Source organism: Streptomyces sp. NPDC007896, from assembly GCF_042959425.1.
Lineage (GTDB): Bacteria > Actinomycetota > Actinomycetes > Streptomycetales > Streptomycetaceae > Streptomyces.
Window position 1 is genome coordinate 315,542 of record NZ_JBIBKX010000007.1, and the last position, 15,486, is coordinate 331,027.

Genomic DNA, 15,486 nt, shown 5'->3' on the forward strand with positions numbered 1-15,486 from the left:
GGCGGTGCGGGGGGCGGTTCGGCGGTGGTGTCGTCACCGGTGTCCGTGGGCGGCGGCGGCGGTGGTGGGCCGTGGCGTCGCGCTCAGTCCGCGTCCGTCGGGATGCGGAGGGTCACGCGGTAGCCGCCGTCGGGGGTGGGGCCGGACTCGAAGGTGCCGTTCAGGAGTTCGGCGCGCTCCCGGAGACCGACGAGGCCCTGTTGGGAGCCGGGCAGGGGCAGGGAGGGGCGGGTGGGGGCGTTGTTGGTCACTGTGACGCCGAAGCGGTCGCCGGTGTGCCACAGATGGACGGTGGCGGCCGCGCCGGGCGCGTGTTTCCGTACGTTGGTCAGGGATTCCTGCACGGTGCGGTAGAGGGCGCGTTGCGTGGGGGTGGCGATGACGGAGGGGAGTTCACCGGTCAGGGTCGCCTCGATGCCGCTGGTCGACACGAGCTTGTGCAGGTCGGCGAGTGTGGGCTGCGGGGTGAGTTCGCCGACGCGGCCCCCGGAGGCCCGCAACAGCGCGACCATGTGGCGCAGTTCGTCGAGCGTGTCGACGCTCAGCGAACGGATGGTGCGGGCGCCCTCCTTGAAGTCCGGGTCCTTGGCGGCTACTTGAAGCGCACCCGCCTGTACGGCGATCAGGCTCACCTGGTGGGAGACGACGTCGTGCATCTCGCGGGCCAGCTGGGCGCGTTCCCGGGCCAGGACGGCCTGGGAGTGCAGCAGCCGTTCGTGTTCGCGGGCCTTCTCGATCTCCGCGAGCCGGTCGGCCAGGTCCCGCCGGGCCTGGACGAGTTGACCGAGCAGGACGGGGGCGGCGGCCGTGGCCAGCGTGTACAAGAAGTAGATCACCGTCCAGGCGCGTTCGTGCGAGCCGACGTTGCCCAGGGGCCAGGGCACGGCGGAGGCGACGGCGAACAGAAAGGCGGCCGCGACCAGGAGCCGACGGTCGCGGGAGCGCTCGGCGAGGGTGAACAGCGCGGCGAACGAGGCGAAGACGATGTCCACCATCAGGCTGGCCGGGAGCGTGAGCAGGAACACCGTGAGGGGAAAGCGGCGGCGCAGGGCGAGCGCGGCACAGGCGACCGCTGTCGCGGCCGTCGCGAGGCGGCTCGAGTCCCCCAGGTTGATCAGGACGTCCACGGCGGCCACGGCGACGACCACGGCATCGACGACCGGATCCGGGATCCGCGCCCACCACGGCTTGCCCGCGTTCATCCCCGATCCTCCGATCCGTTCCGCTCGTCCAGCAGGCCCGCCCGCTGGGCGAGCAGCGCGGCCCGCACCCGGCTGTTCACGCGCAGCTTGGTCAGGATCGCGCTGACGTGGTCCTTGACGGTGCCCGCGCTCAGGTGGACGCGGCTGCCGATGTCGGCGTTGGACAGCCCCTCCGCGATGAGCACCAGCACGTCGCGCTCCCGCTCGGTGAGCCGTCCGACGCGGGCGGCCTCCTCGTCGTCCGCGGCGGTCGCGCCCGGGTGGCTCTGCCACACGGCACGGGACGCCTTCGGTGACATCACGACACCGCCCGCGCACAATGTCCGTACCAGTTGGGCGAGTTGGTCCGGCTCGGTGTCCTTGAGCAGAAAGCCGGCCGCCCCGGAGCGCAGTGCGGTGAGGATGTACTCGTCGGCGTCGAACGTCGTCAGCATCGCCACCACGGGCGCGTTCGGCAGCGCCCGCAGGTGCCGCAGTACGGTCAGACCGTCGACGTCCGGCATCCGGATGTCCAGCAGTACGACGTCCGGTCCCTCCCGCCGTACCGCGTCCACCGCCTCCGCGCCCGTCGTGGTCGCGACGACGTCGATGTCGTCGGCCGCGCCGAGGATGAGCTCGAAGCCGGACCGCACCAGGGCCTCGTCGTCCACCACCACTACCCGGATCACGCGCGTTCCGCCTCGTCCTTGATGTCATCGATGTCCTCGATGTCTATTGTCGTCACCGTGACCGTAGAACGGGAAAAGCCCGGTGCGGTGCTCCTGCGGGACGGCCCGGCCACGTGGCGGGTCGGTTCCAGTCGTCCGGGGGGTGTGGAGCGGACGCCTGTCGGCCACTGGGCGATTGCCGTTCTCTCCAGCCTGTGAGCCATGACGCGGAGCGCAGACGACACGGCGCTCGTGCCACCGCCTCGACCGGAGCCCGTGGCGCCGCCCCGACCGGAGGCGTCCGAGACCACGCAACAACCCGATACCCGGCCGTCCTGTCGCTGTACCGGCTCGGCGCCCGACCGTTGGCGGTCATCGCCGCGAGCAGTGCGCTGATCCTGCCTCAAGTCCTGTACGTGGTGCAGCAGGCCCTCAACCCGGGCGGCGGCGACGGAGGTGGTCCGGGCGGGATCTGGGCCTGGCCCGCCGACGCGGACGGCATCGTCCCGCTGCTCTTCACCGGCGGCTACCCGGCCCTGGCCCGGATACCGTTCGTCGTCGCGGGCATGGCCGTGGCCCGGCTGGACCTGGCCTCCACCGTCGTCCGTACCCGCCTCGCGATCACCGGTGTCTCGCCGGCCGTCCTCGGCTACGGCGGCTCCTTCCAGGCTCTGCGCCTCGTCCCCGGCGTCGCCTCCGCACTCCGCGCCTTCGGCTGGGGCGAGGGCGGTTCGGTCATGTCGGCCGGGTGGTCCGACACCGCGTGCCACCCGACCGGCACCACCCCGGCCTGGCCGCCGGCGGCCTCGCCGCACAGCGAGACGACCCTCTCGGTCGTGGCCAACACCGGCGTGGCCATCGCGGTCCCGGCCGCCTGCCTCGCCGCCACCGACACCCTCCCGCGCTTTCGCCGACTGGCCGCTCCGGTCATCGCGGTGGGCACGATGTCCCTGACCGCGTACGTCTTCCACATCGTCGCCGGGCGTCGGGAGCCCTGGCTCCCGACGGCGGCCGCGGCGGCCGTCAGGGCATGGGCCGTACGGCCGTCACCTCTCGACCCCGGCTCAGGGCGGCGACTCGGGCCGCCGCCCTGAGCGAGGCTTTCAGTCCGTCGATGTCACTTCTTCAGTGCCACCGCGTCCCCGGCCGAGACGATCCTCGCGGTCGTCGTCGTGCCGGGGAAGTACCAGCGCCAACTGCCCGCCGCGGTGGCGGTCACCTTGGTGCTGAGGTTCCCGTGGGTTCCCGACTTCACGGTCTTGACCGTGCTGTAGTGGGCGGCCCCGGCCTTCCTGAACTGGAGCTTGACCTGTTGCCCGGTGAAACCGTGGTAGGTGAGGTCCTCCCAGTTGGCACGGGACAGCTTGCCGGTGACGGTGAGCTTGGCGCCCTTGGCCACCGGTTCGGGCGACGCGTCGGTGGTCAGCTTCGAGGCGCGCTTCACCTTGTACTCGGCGATGCGGTCGGAGATCCAGTAGTCGCCGTCGTTGGCCTTGACGGTGGCGTCGACCTGCCAGACGCCGGCGATCGTGTTGGCATCGGTGTCACTGGTGTCCGGGATCCAGGCTGGATCGACGGTCATCGTGGCTGTGCACACCGACGTGGTGGAGCTCTTCTTCACGCATGAGGACCCGGTCCAGTCGACGAAACCGCGGCCGTTGGACGTGTTGAAGGTGCTGACGTCCGTGAGTCCCTTCACGCCCGAGTTGTCCTTGACGGTGATGGCGATCGGGAACGTGACGGTCTTCGACGTGCCCACGGTGACGTTCCTGCCGCCGTTGACGACGGTCTTCACGACCCGGACGTCGCCTCTCCCCTCGGCGTGCGCGCCGGTCGCGGTCAGCAGCACCAGGACCGCCGCCCCGCCCGCCGTGGCCCAACTCCTGCCATGTCTGAGGCGTGTTCTTCCCTGCATGGTCCTCCCCTGTTCGTCGGTCCCCTGATTCCGTACGGCATCGGTGAACCAAGATCGCGACACCGTACGCAGAGGCTACACACGGGGGCGGCTCGGCCTGGAGCTGTTGTGCCCGGCCCTGGTGGGTGAGGTCGAGGTCGAGCCGGGGGAGTGGGGAACGTCGTGGTACGTCGTTGCGCAGATGCCTGTCCGATCGACAGATGCAGGAAGCCGGGGATCTCCGTCGCATGTACAGGTCGCAGGCCCGCTCCTCGAACCGGCGGATCCGACGGTGCGTTTCCAGGAGCTGCTCCGCGTGCGTGGAAACGGTGCCGACGACTGCGTGGGTGAACTGCGGTGCCTCAGTCCTGCGCGTCCTCGCATTGCTCGCGCAGACGGCGCGCTTGCGAGACGCCCGGGTCCATCATTTAATGTACCGTTTGGTCTAGCAAACCGGAGTGGCGTCACATCAGGCGGGGAGTGCGTCAATGCCACGACCACCGGGTCATGGGCCGGGCTTCGAAGTCAGACGCCAGAAGATCATCGACATCGCGGCCTCCCTGTTCGCCGAACAGGGCTACGCGGCGACCTCCATCAACGACCTGGGCCGCGCGGTCGGGCTCGCCAAGGGAGCCCTGTACTACTACATCGGCTCCAAGGAGAACCTGCTCATCGAGATCCAGTCGGGTGATGCGGCCGCTGCTGTCGCGAGCGCGGCAGATCGCGGAACTCGACGAGGATCCCCTGCTGCGGCTGCGCCTGCTGTCCGAGTCGCTGCTGACGATCATCTTCCGCAGGCTCGACCACATCTGGGTCTACGAGCACGACTACCGCAGTCTCAGCGGTGACGAGCTGGAGACCCTGCTGAGCCAGCGCTCCGACTTCGAACACCTGGTCTCCGGCCTGCTCGCGGAGGCCGTCGACCAGAGCATCTTCCGTGCGCTCCCACCGCGCCTGGCGACCCGGCAGTTCCTCAACCTGCACAACCACACCTACCAATGGGTGCGCCCGGAGGGGCAGTGGGACGCCGCGTTCCTGTCGCGTGAGTACTGCGCGACCCTGTTCCGCGGCTTCGGCGCGTCCGACAACGCCCTGCCGGACCTGGAGGAGCGGGCCGCCGCGTTCAAGCGCGACCGCCCCGACCTGCCGCTCGACCCCGAGGCGGAGTGGCAGCCTGCCGCTGTCGGCGGCTGACCGGACCCGTGGTGCGCCACGACGCACCACGGGATGCCTCCTCACGCCTGCTTCACCAGGGCTCTGGTGATGACGTTGCGCTGGATCTCGTTCGTGCCCTCGCCGATCTCCAGGATCTTCGCGTCGGCGTAGAACCGGGAGATCTCCGACCCCCGTACGTAGCCGTAACCGCCGTGGATCCGCACCGATGCGGAGGCTGCGTGGTTGGCGACCTCGGAGGCGTACGGCTTCGCCATGGCGGCCTCCGTACTGTGCGGCCCGACCGTCAGGGGCTCGGCCACCGCCGCCGTCTCGTGGCGCCAGTCGGACGGCGGTGTGTTCGCCGCCGTGCGCGGCGACTGACACGGACGCGAGCACGCCAGTTCGGCGCTCACGCCGCACGGCCCCCGGGAGGCGGGCATGCTGGTGCTCGTCGGGATACGGGCGGACGGGCAGACGGGCGGAGGCGCGCGATGCGGTGGTGGGCCGGTTGGACGGCGGTCGCAGGAGGGGTGCTGCTCGCGGCGTGCGGTGGATCGGGAGGCGCAGGCCGGGGACCGTCGCCCGGACCCACAAGTGCCTCCACGAGTGCCTCCTCGACTGCCTCCGCCAGTGCTTCTACGAGTGGGACGGCGGAACCGGGGCGAGGGACACCGTCCGCGTCGGGCCCCGGATCCGCCGCCCCGGTGGCCAGTTGCTTTGCCGGGCGGGTGGAGGTCACCGTCTCGCCCGGGGACGCGGTCGAACGGCGGTTGTGCGTGCGGACCGGGGCGGTGGTCTCGGTCACCCTGCGGCCGCGTGCGGACGACCGGCGCTGGACGGCCGTCCGGAGTGCGGCGCCCGCAGTGGTACTGGTCTCCGGATGGCGCGTCGACGCCGACGGGACCGGCCGTGCCACCTTGCGCTGCGCGAGCGTACGGGGCGGGGCGGCCGGGATCACGGTGACGGCGAAGGCTCCGGACGTGGCGGGCGCGGCGCGCACCGCGTTCACGCTCCGGGTGAGTGTGGTCCCGTACGCGAAGGAGGGGTGAACCCGTCGCTTGCTGCGGCGAGTTCACCCCTCCTCGGTGCGTACGGGTCAGCCGCAGTCGCGCACCTTGATCGTGTAGATGCCGCGGCCGTGGGTGGCCGCGTAGAGCGTGCCGCCGTCCGGGCTCAGCTTCAGCTGGAGCACGGCCACCGCCGGGAGCCGGCCGACGCGCTGCCATGCCGTACGGCCCGGGGCGCGGTAGACCACGCCGAGGTCGGTGGCGACGGCGAGGCCCCCGCCCGCCGTGACGACCGCGGAGTTGGTCGGCACGTCGGGGAGGTTCGCGGAGATGTCGGTCCAGGTGGTGCCGCCGTCCTTGGACTCGAAGACATGGCCCACGCCCGCGCCGGGACCCTCGGTCCAGTGCCGGGAGAAGCCATTGACCTCCAGGTACACGTGGTCGGCGTTCTTCGGGTCGACGGCGAAGCCGCTGAGGTAGCGGTTGGGCACGGTCGCGTCCACCGGCAGTGCCACGTCGTGCCAGCCCGTGCCGTCCTCGTTGCCGACGGAGATGCCGCGCGCGAAGCCCTGATTGTTGCAGGGGCCGCACCAGGCCGCGTACACCTTCCCGCCCGACGCGGCGACGGCGGTCGCGGTGCGGCCCGCGCCGAGGTCGTACAGGCTGGTCCACTCGGAGCCGCTGCGGATGGCGTAGCCGTGCGTCTGCACCCACACGTGCCGGCCGCCCGCGATCCAGGTCGAGCTGTTCTTCATGTCGGCGGCGAGCGGGGCGATGAAGCGGGCCTCGCTGGTGGCGTTGTCGGCCGGGGCGACGTTGTACGAGGTGACCTTGCTCGCGTCGTTGACCCAGGAACCGTCGTTGACGGCGCAGTTCTGGGTGATCTGGACGGCGAGGTAGACGTACTCCTCGGCGATGTCGCAGCCGTTGGCCGGGTCGGTGAGCGTGTCGCCGCCGTCGCCGCCGAAGTTGGAGCCCATCACCTTGTCGTCGCCGCGCAGGATGGACTGGCCGTTGTCCTGCAGGCCACCGGTGACCGAGACGCCGCCGTGGGCGAGGTCCTTGCCGATGCCCACCGAGTAGTACTGGAGCGTGTCGATCGTGCCGTCGTTCAGGGACGTCCAGTCGGTGGCGTGGCCGGAGGAGTCCTGGGCGCCGTCGAGCGGCCGCCGATAGGCTCCGCCGTCGTTGCCGACGTAGACGTAACTCTTGCCGTGGTAGCGGCCGATGGCGACCCCGTGCTGGTCGGAGTGGGTCGTCGCGTTGCAGTCGCCGGTCTGCTTGGCGGGGTCGATGCTCCAGCAGGGGAAGCCGAAGTTCCAGTACGGGCCGACGGTGGACCAGGTTCCTCCACCGTCCTTGGTCTCGTAGACCTCCTCCAGACCGGCGTACACATGCTGCGCGTTCGCCGGGTCGACGGTCAGGAACTGGTTGTACCAGGCCTGGACGCCGGGCATGTAGCCGCTGGAGGTGAGGGCCGAGCCGTCGGCGGCGAGCTGCTTGTAGTCGGCGATCTTCGTCCAAGGGCCGAACGGGGAGCCGGACTTGGCGACGTAGATACCCTCGAGGCCGCTGTCCCGGTTGGTGTTCAGCTGCTTCGGCGACTGGTCGATGGCGTAGTAGCGCGAGCCGTCGGCGGACCGGGCGAAGGTGACGTTGCCGACGTTGTCCGCGTCGGACGGCAGATCGCCCAGACCGCTGGTGATCCGTGTCCAGGCGCCGCGCACCTTGGTGTAGAAGCCGTTGTAGTCGTCACCGCTGCGCCAGCCGACCGCGAGGACCACCTTGGAGGGGTCCTTCGGGTCGATCGCGATGTCGTTGGCGAGGTTCTTGTACGGGGCGGAAGGGTCCTTCGCCAGTGAACCACCGGGGAGGTAGCCGGGGTTGGGGGCGAACTCCAGCTTCCAGGCGCCGCCGAGCGTCTTGGTGGAGTGGCTCCACACGCCCTCGCTGGTCGCCGCCCACACCTTCCCGTCGCCGAAGCGCAGCTGGTGGATGGTGGTGCTCTCCAGCTCGTCGCCGCCGACCCGGCTGCGCGCGGAGAACGTGCCGTGGTGTGAGTCGGTCAGCACGTACACCCCGCTGCCGAGGTATGCGTCCGCGTTGGTGTTCGCCTCACCGGTGCCGAGCCACAGCCGCCCGGACCCGTCCAGGGCCAGTGCGCCGGTGGACTGCGAGGACAGCCGGTCGCTGATGGGCTCCCAGTGTCCGCCGCCGGACCGGGAGCGCCATACGCCGCCGCCCGCGCTGCCCGCGTAGACGTACCCGTCGTCGTCGGCGGCCATCGCCGCCAGGCGGCCGGTGACGTTGCCCGAACCGCCGCTGGAGTTGGAGTCGAAGTCGCGGTAGCGCGCGTCGTCCGAGTTGTACGGAAGATCGGTGACGTTCCGCCAACTCCCGCCGGTGGAAGGCAGGTTGTTCAGACTGCTCCAGGCGGCGCCGTAGGCCCCCGGCGCGACGACACCCGGTGAGGTGCGGGCCTCGGCGTACTGGTCGGCCCCCTCGGCTATCTCGCCGGACTCGTTGCCGCCGTCGGAGTCCTGCGCGGTCACCTTCGGGGTGATGCCGCCCGTCGACTGCGCGCGGCCTGCGGCGAGTTGGGCGAGCGCGCGGGCCCCGAAGGGACGGCCCCCGTCCGGGCCGGGCGCGGCGCCGGCGGGCAGGGCGACGAGCGCGGCCGACGCGGTGACGGCACAGATCGTGAGCCATCGTCTCTTGCGGGTGGTTACTGGCACGTGGTCCTCCCGAACGGCGTTGATGCAGCCTTGGGACAGACAGGACCACGAGGGACGGGTGAGCGTCCCGGGGCTTATCCAATTCTTGTCCAGAACCTGCCACGAATGAGGTGTTGTGCGGCGGGCACCCGGGAACCGGTGCACCCGCGTGCGGGGGCGCGTTGGGCCTCGGCGGGCCGGAGCGGTCCGCGCCGTGCGCTCCCGTTGCCCAAGGGCGCCGCGCCGTGGGCCTGTTGTCCGCCGAGGGTCGGATGGGATCGTGACCCTGATCAGGCGGTGCCGCCGGAGAAGGAGTCACGCGTGTTCGACCACCTCAAGAACCTCAAGGACAAGGCCGAGGAACTCGCCGAGGCCCACGGCGACACGATCTCCGACGGACTGGAGAAGGCCGGCGACATCGTCGACGACAAGACGGACGGCAAATACACCGACAAGATCGAGACCGGTGTGGACAAGGCGCGGGAGTACGTCGAGAAACTGGGCGAGAAGGAGGCCTGACCCGCGGAGCCTGCACGGGTCCCGGGGCGCCCCCGGGGGCGCCCCTTCCCGGCGGGTCTCTCAGAAGGGTTCCGGGAGAGGCACCCGGCCCGACCTGCTGCGCACCTGTTCGATGAGCGCGGCGTACGCGGCGATCATGCGGGTGCGGCTGAACCGTTCGCGGCTGAGGGCCAGGGCCGGTGCGAACTCGGCGCCGCGTGCCACCGCCTCGGACCAGGCCAGGGCGATCGCTTCGGGATCGGGCGGGGTGAGGAAGCCGTGCCCGGTCACGATCGAGGCGCTGTCGCCGACATCGGTGGCGACCGGAACGGCCCCGCACATCATGCCCTCGATCAGGCACAGCGGTGCCGCCTCGCCGCTGGAGGAGGTCAGCGACACCACGTCGCCGGCCGCGTAGACGCTCTCCATGTCGTGCCGTACGCCGAGCAGGGAAAGGCGTTCGGCGAGCGGGGCGTCCTCGCCGAACGCGGAGGCGATGTCCTCACGCAGGCAGCCGTTGGCCCGCGTCATGCCCGCGCCGCACATCAGGACGTGGCCGTCGGGCTGTCGGCGCAGCCAGGCCCGGGCCGCCCGGAGGAACAGCGGAACGTTCTTCATCGTGGCGTAGCGTGCCGCGAAGACGATCACGGGCGCACGCTCCGGGATGCCCAGCGACGTTCGCAGCAGAGCGCGTCTGAACGGGTCGGGGCGGAATCGCAGCAGATCCACGCCGTTCGGGATGACGTGCAGCAGGCCGGCAGGGATCCCGGCCGCGGCGTACGCGGCGCGCGTCGACTCGGCGCAACAGATCCCGGCGGCGATCCGGCCGTCGGCGACCGCCGTCCGCAGCTCGTCCAGGGCCGCCCCCTGGTTCTCGGGGTCGGAGCGGTGCAGACAGACCACGACGGGCCGCCGGGGCAGACCGGCCTGGTTGAGCAGGCCGAGCGGCTGTTCCTTGAGGGACAGGATGACGTCCGCGGCGGCCACGGCCCGCGTGGTGGCGGCCAGCTCCGGCCCGGTGAAGGTCTCGGGGCCGTCGGGTGCCCCGGGGGCGCGGCCCAGCGAGGTGACCGGCACGCCCGCCGCGGTCAGTGACCGGTAGCAGACGTCGTCCTCCATCCGCTGCCGGGTCTCCTCCCGATACATTTCGCCATTCACACTCAGCACCGCATGCCGCTGGCCACCCTCGTGGAGCCCCAGCACCACATCACTGTGCACGATCCGGGCCCCGCCCGAGAAGAATCCTTCATAGATCGACAGCACACGCAGTTCGTCCATCACGCGCACCTCTTGGCCCGTCTCGCAGAAAGGGAGGAAACCTTTTCAACCCCTGTGATCTGCGGGTTCTCCGCTATGGACACAGGAGAAACTTGCGAGCCCGTGAACTCGTCGTTTCGAATTCGGACACGATTGGTTACGGCGTACTGTTCGGTTGATCAGCCGGATGAAGAGGCTGAGGTCGCGGGCCTGGCGGCCGTTCTCACACCAACGGGTTGGTAAAAAACAGGCCAGAAATTTCCTGGCCCGGGGAGGGGCGACACGTACAATCCGCCGACCCCTCCAGGAACCGAGGAGCCCCGTGCCCCGCATGAAGCGAACCGTCCTGGCCGCCTCGGCGTTCTCCGTCGCTCTGCTCGCCGGGCCGGCCGGCTGTGCGAGCGGTGACTCGGATGCGGCGGACGAGCCCACACCCAAGGCTTCCCGGGCCAAGGAACCCGGACCGGCCCGGAGGCTGGCGACGCAGATGATCACCGCGGCCGACCTAGGCCACGGCTACTCCGTGCGGGACTTCTCCGTGGCGAAGGAGAAGTCCGCCTTCGCCGAGACCCCGGACCGGATCACGGTGGACAGGGGCCCGTGCCACCCACTGGCGGCGGCGATGAACCAGCTGCCGCTCGGCAGGCCGCAGGCCTTCCTCACCCGCGTCGTCTCCTCCGAGAAGTCCGTTGGCACCCCGGCCGAGAAGTCCGTCGGCACCCCGGCCGAGGAGACCACCGCCGTCACCTACGTCACGCTCGCCGTGTACGACCGAGGCATGGCGACGGCGGCGATGGACACCCTCCTCGCCAGGGGAGTGGACTCCTGCCGCCTCGGCTTCACCGCCCGCGCGGTGAACGGCGCCACCCGGACGTACCCTCGGTCGCCGTCGAGGAAGCCGGTACGGCGGGCGACGAAGCCCTCGCCTACAGGGCGGCGACCACGGTCGGCGGTGTCACTCGCACGGTCCGCACCACCGTCGTGCGCAGCGGTGATGTCATCGCCGTCTACGTGGCGGTGGACGGTACGGCCCGGGTCGACGGCGAGCCCCGCGGCCCGCGGGTTCCGGCGGTTGTGCTCACGGCGCAGAACGCGAAGCTCGGCTGAAGCGGAAGGGTGAATGTCTGGGTATTTCCGGGTTCCGGGGGAGTGGTGCGTGCCGAGCTTGACGCAGGGGGGAAGCGGCACCGGCGACGTGGGGCCACGCGTCTGATTCCCGTACCGCCGCGCAGAATGTGCTCGGGAGGATCGCTGAAGCATCGGCGGTGGCCCGGTTGCTCCGTGACACGGCGTCCGGGCGCGGTGGCGCGCTGTTCGTCGGAGGAGAACCGGGGCTGGGACGGACCACCCTGCTCCGCAGGATCCTCACCCTCGACGACACCGTCCGGGCGGTGTACCTCGCGGGCGCCGCAGCCGAATCGGGACTGCGCTACGCGGGTCTGCACCAGGTCGTCCAGGCCTACCGGTGCGATCTGCCACGACTGCCCGCACCCCAGCGCGACCTGCTCGGCCATCTGTTGGCCACCGGGCAGCAGCGGCCGGGGGACACCGGGCTCGCGGTCGGCGCGGCGACGCTCGGACTGCTCGGCGCCGCGGCCGCACGGCGTCCTCTCCTGCTGGCGATCGACGACGCGCATCTGCTCGACACCCCGTCGAGGGAGGCACTGCTCTTCGTGGCCCGGCGCATCGCCGAAGAGCCGATCGCCCTGCTCCTCACGGCCGAACACCGCGGCTGTGCCGCAGGATCCGTCCTGCGCCCCGCCGTCACCGGCGTACCGGAGCTGAGGCTCGGACCACTGGACCCGGCCGACGCGCGGACCCTGCTCCAGGGGTCCGCCCCGCACCCGCTGCGCCGATTCGTCGCCGACCGACTGCTCGCCGTCGCCGAGGGCAACCCGCTCGCCCTCACCGAACTGCCGGCCGTCCTCACCCCGGCCAGTGCTCCAGCAGACAGACCGGCCCCACCGCGATCCGTACGGTGTCCACCGCCGGGCCGCCGGCCGTCACGGGCGGCCTCCCGCGCTCGGCCCGACGTCACCGCCCGTGACGGCCGATTCCGTGGTGATGTCGCGGGAGGCCAGATTGACCACCCGCACCTCGTAGTCGAGAGAGAGCCGGTACGGCTGCGAGATCGCCCACCACACCTTGGCCCGCTCGTCGAGCGACAGGGGAGCCAGCCGCAGCTTCAGCGACTCCCCGGCGTCGGCCACGCTGTTGCTCTGCGCGGCCGGCACCAGCAACGGGTCCTGGAGGATGGCGTCGTCGTACAGCGCCGGCATCGCCCGGCCGAGGATCCGCTGCTGGGCGTCGGGGGTGCCGCCGGTCGGGATGAGCAGATAACGCAGCAGCAGGGCCATGTCCGCCCTGCGCCGTTCCTGCCGGACCGCACCGGTGCCCGGATCCTCGACCACGGTGTGGCGGGACGGGCGGTTGCGTGCGCTGGGGTCCTCGGCGACTTCGTACACGAAGAGTTCGAGGCCGAGTGCTCCATGGCCGCCGCCCCGCTGCTGCCCGACGAGTTCGACGAGCCGCACCCGGGCGTGGGCGTCGGATTCGCGCACCGCGGCGGTCAGGACGTGCACCAGGATGTCGGACACATCGGCGATCACATCGGCACTGCCCTCCGCGACCACCCCCCTGTGTCTGCCCGGGGCTTCGCATGCCACCCCGGCCGATCACCTGCGAGGTTAGGGCCGCGCCGTACCCCGGCTCTTCCGGGAAATCCCTGGGTCCCTCCCAAGGAGGAGCTGAGCAGGCGGAGGAGTTGCTTGGCCGGGGCGTCCTGTTCGGGGGCCTTCGGGGGTCAGGAAGCCCGGTCGTCCTCGGCGACGAACAGGCGCGAGAGCAGCCCTTCGAGGGTGGACCGCTCGGCGTCGGTGAGTGAGTCGAGGGCCTGGTGGGTGCCGTGCATGCCGTCACGGATGCTCGACACGGCGGCCGCCCCGTCCTCCGAGAGGACGACGTTCTTGACCCGCCGGTCGGTGGGGCTGGGCTCGCGGTAGACGAGGCCGCGTGCCTCCAGCCGGTCGATGATCCCGGTCATGTTCGAGGCGTCGCAGCGCAGTGTGCCCGCCAGGGCCCGCATCGGAGCCGGGCCCTGGCGCAGCACGTTGAGCGCCTTGGCCTGGCTGTAGGTGAGGCCGTGCGCGGCGGCGGCGCTGGTGAGATCCGCGTAGAGGCTGACCATCGACGCCCACAGGGTGTCGAGAAGCATGACGTTGGAGACGGCGAGGGGTCCTACGTCGGACGCCTCGGTGGAGCGGCTCGTTCCAGATGTCGCGGACATGCATCCAGCGTAACCCGAAACTTGACTACCTCAATCTTCGATGCTTACCTCTAACGAGTTACTTGAGGACATCAAACTTCCAGCCTCTACAGCTTTATGGACTTCAAGTTTCCGTGCAGTAGTCCCTCGCCCCGTCTGACCTACGGAAGAAGCCGTGACACCCACTGATCGCGTGGCGCAGAAGCGTCCCGCCGGCGACCTCACACTCGTCCTGGTCCTCGGCCTCGCGGCCATGATCGTCTCGATGATGCAGACCCTCGTCGTACCGATCCTGAGCATCATCCAGAGCGACCTCGGTACCACCACCGCCAACGTCAGCTGGGTCACCACCGCGACCCTGCTGTCGGCCGCGGTCTTCACCCCGCTGCTCGGCCGGTTCGGCGACATGCACGGCAAGAAGCCCACGCTGATCGGGGTTCTGCTGCTGATGATCGCCGGTTCGGTGCTGGCGGCGACCACCACCTCGCTGCTGTGGCTGATCGTCGGCCGGGTGCTCCAGGGCGCGGCCACCGCGATCTTCCCGCTCGCCCTCTCGGTCCTGCGCGAGGAGATACCCCCGGCGAAGCTGCACGGCGCGATGGCGCTGGTGAGCGGCACGCTCGCGGTCGGCAGCGGACTCGCCCTGGTGGCGGCCGGACTGCTCACACGGGGCTCGGACCCCGACTATCACCGGGTGTTCTGGCTCGCCGTGGGTCTCGCGGCCCTCGCCCTGGTCGGCGTCGTCCTGCGCGTCCCCTCCTCACGCTCGACGACCGGCGGCCGTACCGACTGGCTCGGCGCGGGAACGCTCGCCGCGCTGCTCGTCCTGCTCCTGCTGCCGATCTCGCAGGGACACGAGTGGGGCTGGTCCTCCGCCCGCACCGTCGGACTGTTCGTCGCCGCGGTCGTCATGGCGGGCGTCTGGGTCCTGGTCGAGCGCAAGGTCCGCGCGCCGATGGTGGACATGGGGATGTTCGCCCACCGCCCGGTGCTCTTCACGAACCTCGCCGGCCTCTTCCTCGGCTTCGCGATGTTCTCCCAGTTCATCGGCGTCGCGTACCTGGCGCAGATGCCGAAGGAGCTTACCGGCTACGGATTCGGCGCCTCGGTGCTGCGCGCCTCCGTCGAGTACCTGCTGCCGACCACGCTGATCTCGCTGCTCGCCGCACAGTTCGGCGGGATCCTCGTCGGGCGGATCGGGGCGCGGTTCACCCTCGCCGTGGGCGCCGTGTTCGGTGTCGCCGGCTTCGCGTGGCTGACCCTGGCGCACGACACCTCCGCGTCGATCATCCTGGCGGGCCTGCTGATCGGTGTCGCGATCAGCTTCGGCTACGCGGCCATGCCCGCGCTCATCGTGGCGAGCGTGCCGCACCACCAGACCGGCATCGCCAACGGACTCAACTCCATCTCCCGTTCCGTCGGCAGCGCGATCGCCAGTGCCGTGATCACCTCGCTGCTGGCGTCCAAGACCATCCAGCACCTGCCGGCCGGCGCGCCCGCGCTGCCCGCCGAGAGTCAGTTCACGCTGAGCTTCGCGATCGCCGGAGTCGCGTTCGTGCTGATCGTGGGCGTGGCGCTGGTCGGTCTGACCAGGGGTGCGGCCCAGGAGTACACGGTCGAGAAGAAGGCCTCCGCCACCGACGACGCTGCCACCGACGATGCGGCGGCGGACGAGAGTGTCGTGGAGACGGCGGCCGTCACGTCCTGATCCGGACACGATCAACGGCTCGCCCCGTCCATCGGGGCGAGCCGTTTTCGTGTCCGCCCCTTGCCCCTCCCCGCCCCCTCCCCGCCCCCTCCCCCCTCCCCGCCTCCCGCCTTGCCCTTGGAAACCGATCGGTTTACTC

The 15,486-nt window shown here is 70.7% G+C and carries 14 protein-coding genes and 2 pseudogenes; 8 read left to right on the plus strand and 8 right to left on the minus strand.

Going from position 1 to position 15,486, the window contains the following annotated elements; translation table 11 throughout:
• Positions 1 to 83 precede the first annotated feature (83 nt).
• Complete coding sequence (locus ACFZDJ_RS24170) at positions 84 to 1,202, minus strand: histidine kinase (protein WP_391061322.1); 1,119 nt, start codon at positions 1,200 to 1,202, stop codon at positions 84 to 86.
• Complete coding sequence (locus ACFZDJ_RS24175; protein WP_384922179.1) at positions 1,199 to 1,870, minus strand: response regulator; 672 nt, start codon at positions 1,868 to 1,870, stop codon at positions 1,199 to 1,201. The genes ACFZDJ_RS24170 and ACFZDJ_RS24175 overlap by 4 nt, the downstream gene beginning before the upstream one ends.
• 194 nt (positions 1,871 to 2,064) lie before the next feature.
• Between ACFZDJ_RS24175 and ACFZDJ_RS24180 the strand changes: the two genes are divergently transcribed.
• A complete protein-coding gene (locus ACFZDJ_RS24180) occupies positions 2,065 to 2,943 on the plus strand; it encodes a hypothetical protein (protein WP_391061324.1) in 879 nt (292 codons plus the stop codon).
• A gap of 23 nt (positions 2,944 to 2,966) precedes the next feature.
• Here ACFZDJ_RS24180 and ACFZDJ_RS24185 read toward each other — a convergent pair whose 3' ends face one another.
• Positions 2,967 to 3,764, minus strand: coding sequence for a hypothetical protein (locus tag ACFZDJ_RS24185; protein WP_391061327.1), 798 nt, complete (start codon positions 3,762 to 3,764; stop codon positions 2,967 to 2,969).
• 467 nt (positions 3,765 to 4,231) lie between these two features.
• Between ACFZDJ_RS24185 and ACFZDJ_RS24190 the strand changes: the two are divergent.
• Positions 4,232 to 4,363, plus strand: a pseudogene (locus tag ACFZDJ_RS24190) (TetR/AcrR family transcriptional regulator); the annotation flags it as partial.
• A gap of 70 nt (positions 4,364 to 4,433) precedes the next feature.
• The gene (locus ACFZDJ_RS24195) at positions 4,434 to 4,937 is read left to right on the plus strand and encodes a TetR/AcrR family transcriptional regulator (RefSeq protein WP_391061330.1); all 504 of its coding nucleotides are present in this window, start codon (positions 4,434 to 4,436) and stop codon (positions 4,935 to 4,937) included.
• Positions 4,938 to 4,978: 41 nt separating this feature from the next.
• On the opposite strand, the gene ACFZDJ_RS24200 is transcribed toward ACFZDJ_RS24195, so the two are convergent.
• The gene (locus ACFZDJ_RS24200) at positions 4,979 to 5,173 is read right to left on the minus strand and encodes an acyl-CoA dehydrogenase family protein (RefSeq protein WP_391061333.1); all 195 of its coding nucleotides are present in this window, start codon (positions 5,171 to 5,173) and stop codon (positions 4,979 to 4,981) included.
• A gap of 429 nt (positions 5,174 to 5,602) precedes the next feature.
• On the opposite strand from ACFZDJ_RS24200, the gene ACFZDJ_RS24205 reads away from it, so the two are divergent.
• Positions 5,603 to 5,947 carry an acetyl-CoA synthetase gene (locus tag ACFZDJ_RS24205; RefSeq protein ID WP_225900569.1) on the plus strand — a complete coding sequence of 115 codons (345 nt, stop codon included), beginning with the start codon at positions 5,603 to 5,605 and terminating at the stop codon, positions 5,945 to 5,947.
• 47 nt (positions 5,948 to 5,994) lie between these two features.
• Here the strand turns inward: ACFZDJ_RS24205 and ACFZDJ_RS24210 are convergent, their stop codons facing one another.
• On the minus strand, positions 5,995 to 8,640 hold the full coding sequence (locus tag ACFZDJ_RS24210) for a glycosyl hydrolase (RefSeq protein ID WP_391061335.1): 2,646 nt from the start codon (positions 8,638 to 8,640) through the stop codon (positions 5,995 to 5,997).
• Between the two features lie 300 nt (positions 8,641 to 8,940).
• On the opposite strand from ACFZDJ_RS24210, the gene ACFZDJ_RS24215 reads away from it, so the two are divergent.
• On the plus strand, positions 8,941 to 9,138 hold the full coding sequence (locus ACFZDJ_RS24215; protein ID WP_390929571.1) for an Rv0909 family putative TA system antitoxin: 198 nt from the start codon (positions 8,941 to 8,943) through the stop codon (positions 9,136 to 9,138).
• A 60-nt stretch (positions 9,139 to 9,198) separates the two neighbouring features.
• On the opposite strand, the gene ACFZDJ_RS24220 is transcribed toward ACFZDJ_RS24215, so the two are convergent.
• Positions 9,199 to 10,380, minus strand: a complete 1,182-nt coding sequence (locus ACFZDJ_RS24220) for a glycosyltransferase (RefSeq protein ID WP_390929986.1) — start codon at positions 10,378 to 10,380, stop codon at positions 9,199 to 9,201.
• Between the two features lie 325 nt (positions 10,381 to 10,705).
• Between ACFZDJ_RS24220 and ACFZDJ_RS24225 the strand changes: the two genes are divergently transcribed.
• Positions 10,706 to 11,494, plus strand: coding sequence for a hypothetical protein (locus ACFZDJ_RS24225; RefSeq protein ID WP_391061337.1), 789 nt, complete (start codon positions 10,706 to 10,708; stop codon positions 11,492 to 11,494).
• Positions 11,495 to 11,609: 115 nt separating this feature from the next.
• Positions 11,610 to 12,077 (plus strand): annotated as a pseudogene (locus tag ACFZDJ_RS24230) (ATP-binding protein); the annotation flags it as partial.
• Positions 12,078 to 12,377: 300 nt separating this feature from the next.
• Here the strand turns inward: ACFZDJ_RS24230 and ACFZDJ_RS24235 are convergent.
• Positions 12,378 to 13,007: a Pvc16 family protein gene (locus ACFZDJ_RS24235; RefSeq protein ID WP_391061340.1), complete on the minus strand. Its 630-nt coding sequence runs from the start codon at positions 13,005 to 13,007 to the stop codon at positions 12,378 to 12,380.
• A 170-nt stretch (positions 13,008 to 13,177) separates the two neighbouring features.
• On the minus strand, positions 13,178 to 13,660 hold the full coding sequence (locus ACFZDJ_RS24240; protein WP_391061343.1) for a MarR family transcriptional regulator: 483 nt from the start codon (positions 13,658 to 13,660) through the stop codon (positions 13,178 to 13,180).
• Between the two features lie 154 nt (positions 13,661 to 13,814).
• On the opposite strand from ACFZDJ_RS24240, the gene ACFZDJ_RS24245 reads away from it, so the two are divergent.
• A complete protein-coding gene (locus ACFZDJ_RS24245) occupies positions 13,815 to 15,347 on the plus strand; it encodes an MFS transporter (RefSeq protein WP_391061346.1) in 1,533 nt (510 codons plus the stop codon).
• The last annotated feature ends 139 nt before the right edge of the window (positions 15,348 to 15,486 follow it).

What these genes read in the sequence shown, in the direction of transcription:
- ACFZDJ_RS24240 (WP_391061343.1), bottom strand. Translation starts at nt 13,660, where the DNA reads ATGTCCGCGACATCTGGAACGAGCCGCTCCACCGAGGCGTCCGACGTA.
- ACFZDJ_RS24200 (WP_391061333.1), bottom strand. Translation starts at nt 5,173, where the DNA reads ATGGCGAAGCCGTACGCCTCCGAGGTCGCCAACCACGCAGCCTCCGCA.
- ACFZDJ_RS24225 (WP_391061337.1), top strand. Translation starts at nt 10,706, where the DNA reads ATGAAGCGAACCGTCCTGGCCGCCTCGGCGTTCTCCGTCGCTCTGCTC.
- ACFZDJ_RS24185 (WP_391061327.1), bottom strand. Translation starts at nt 3,764, where the DNA reads ATGCAGGGAAGAACACGCCTCAGACATGGCAGGAGTTGGGCCACGGCG.
- ACFZDJ_RS24195 (WP_391061330.1), top strand. Translation starts at nt 4,434, where the DNA reads ATGCGGCCGCTGCTGTCGCGAGCGCGGCAGATCGCGGAACTCGACGAG.
- ACFZDJ_RS24170 (WP_391061322.1), bottom strand. Translation starts at nt 1,202, where the DNA reads ATGAACGCGGGCAAGCCGTGGTGGGCGCGGATCCCGGATCCGGTCGTC.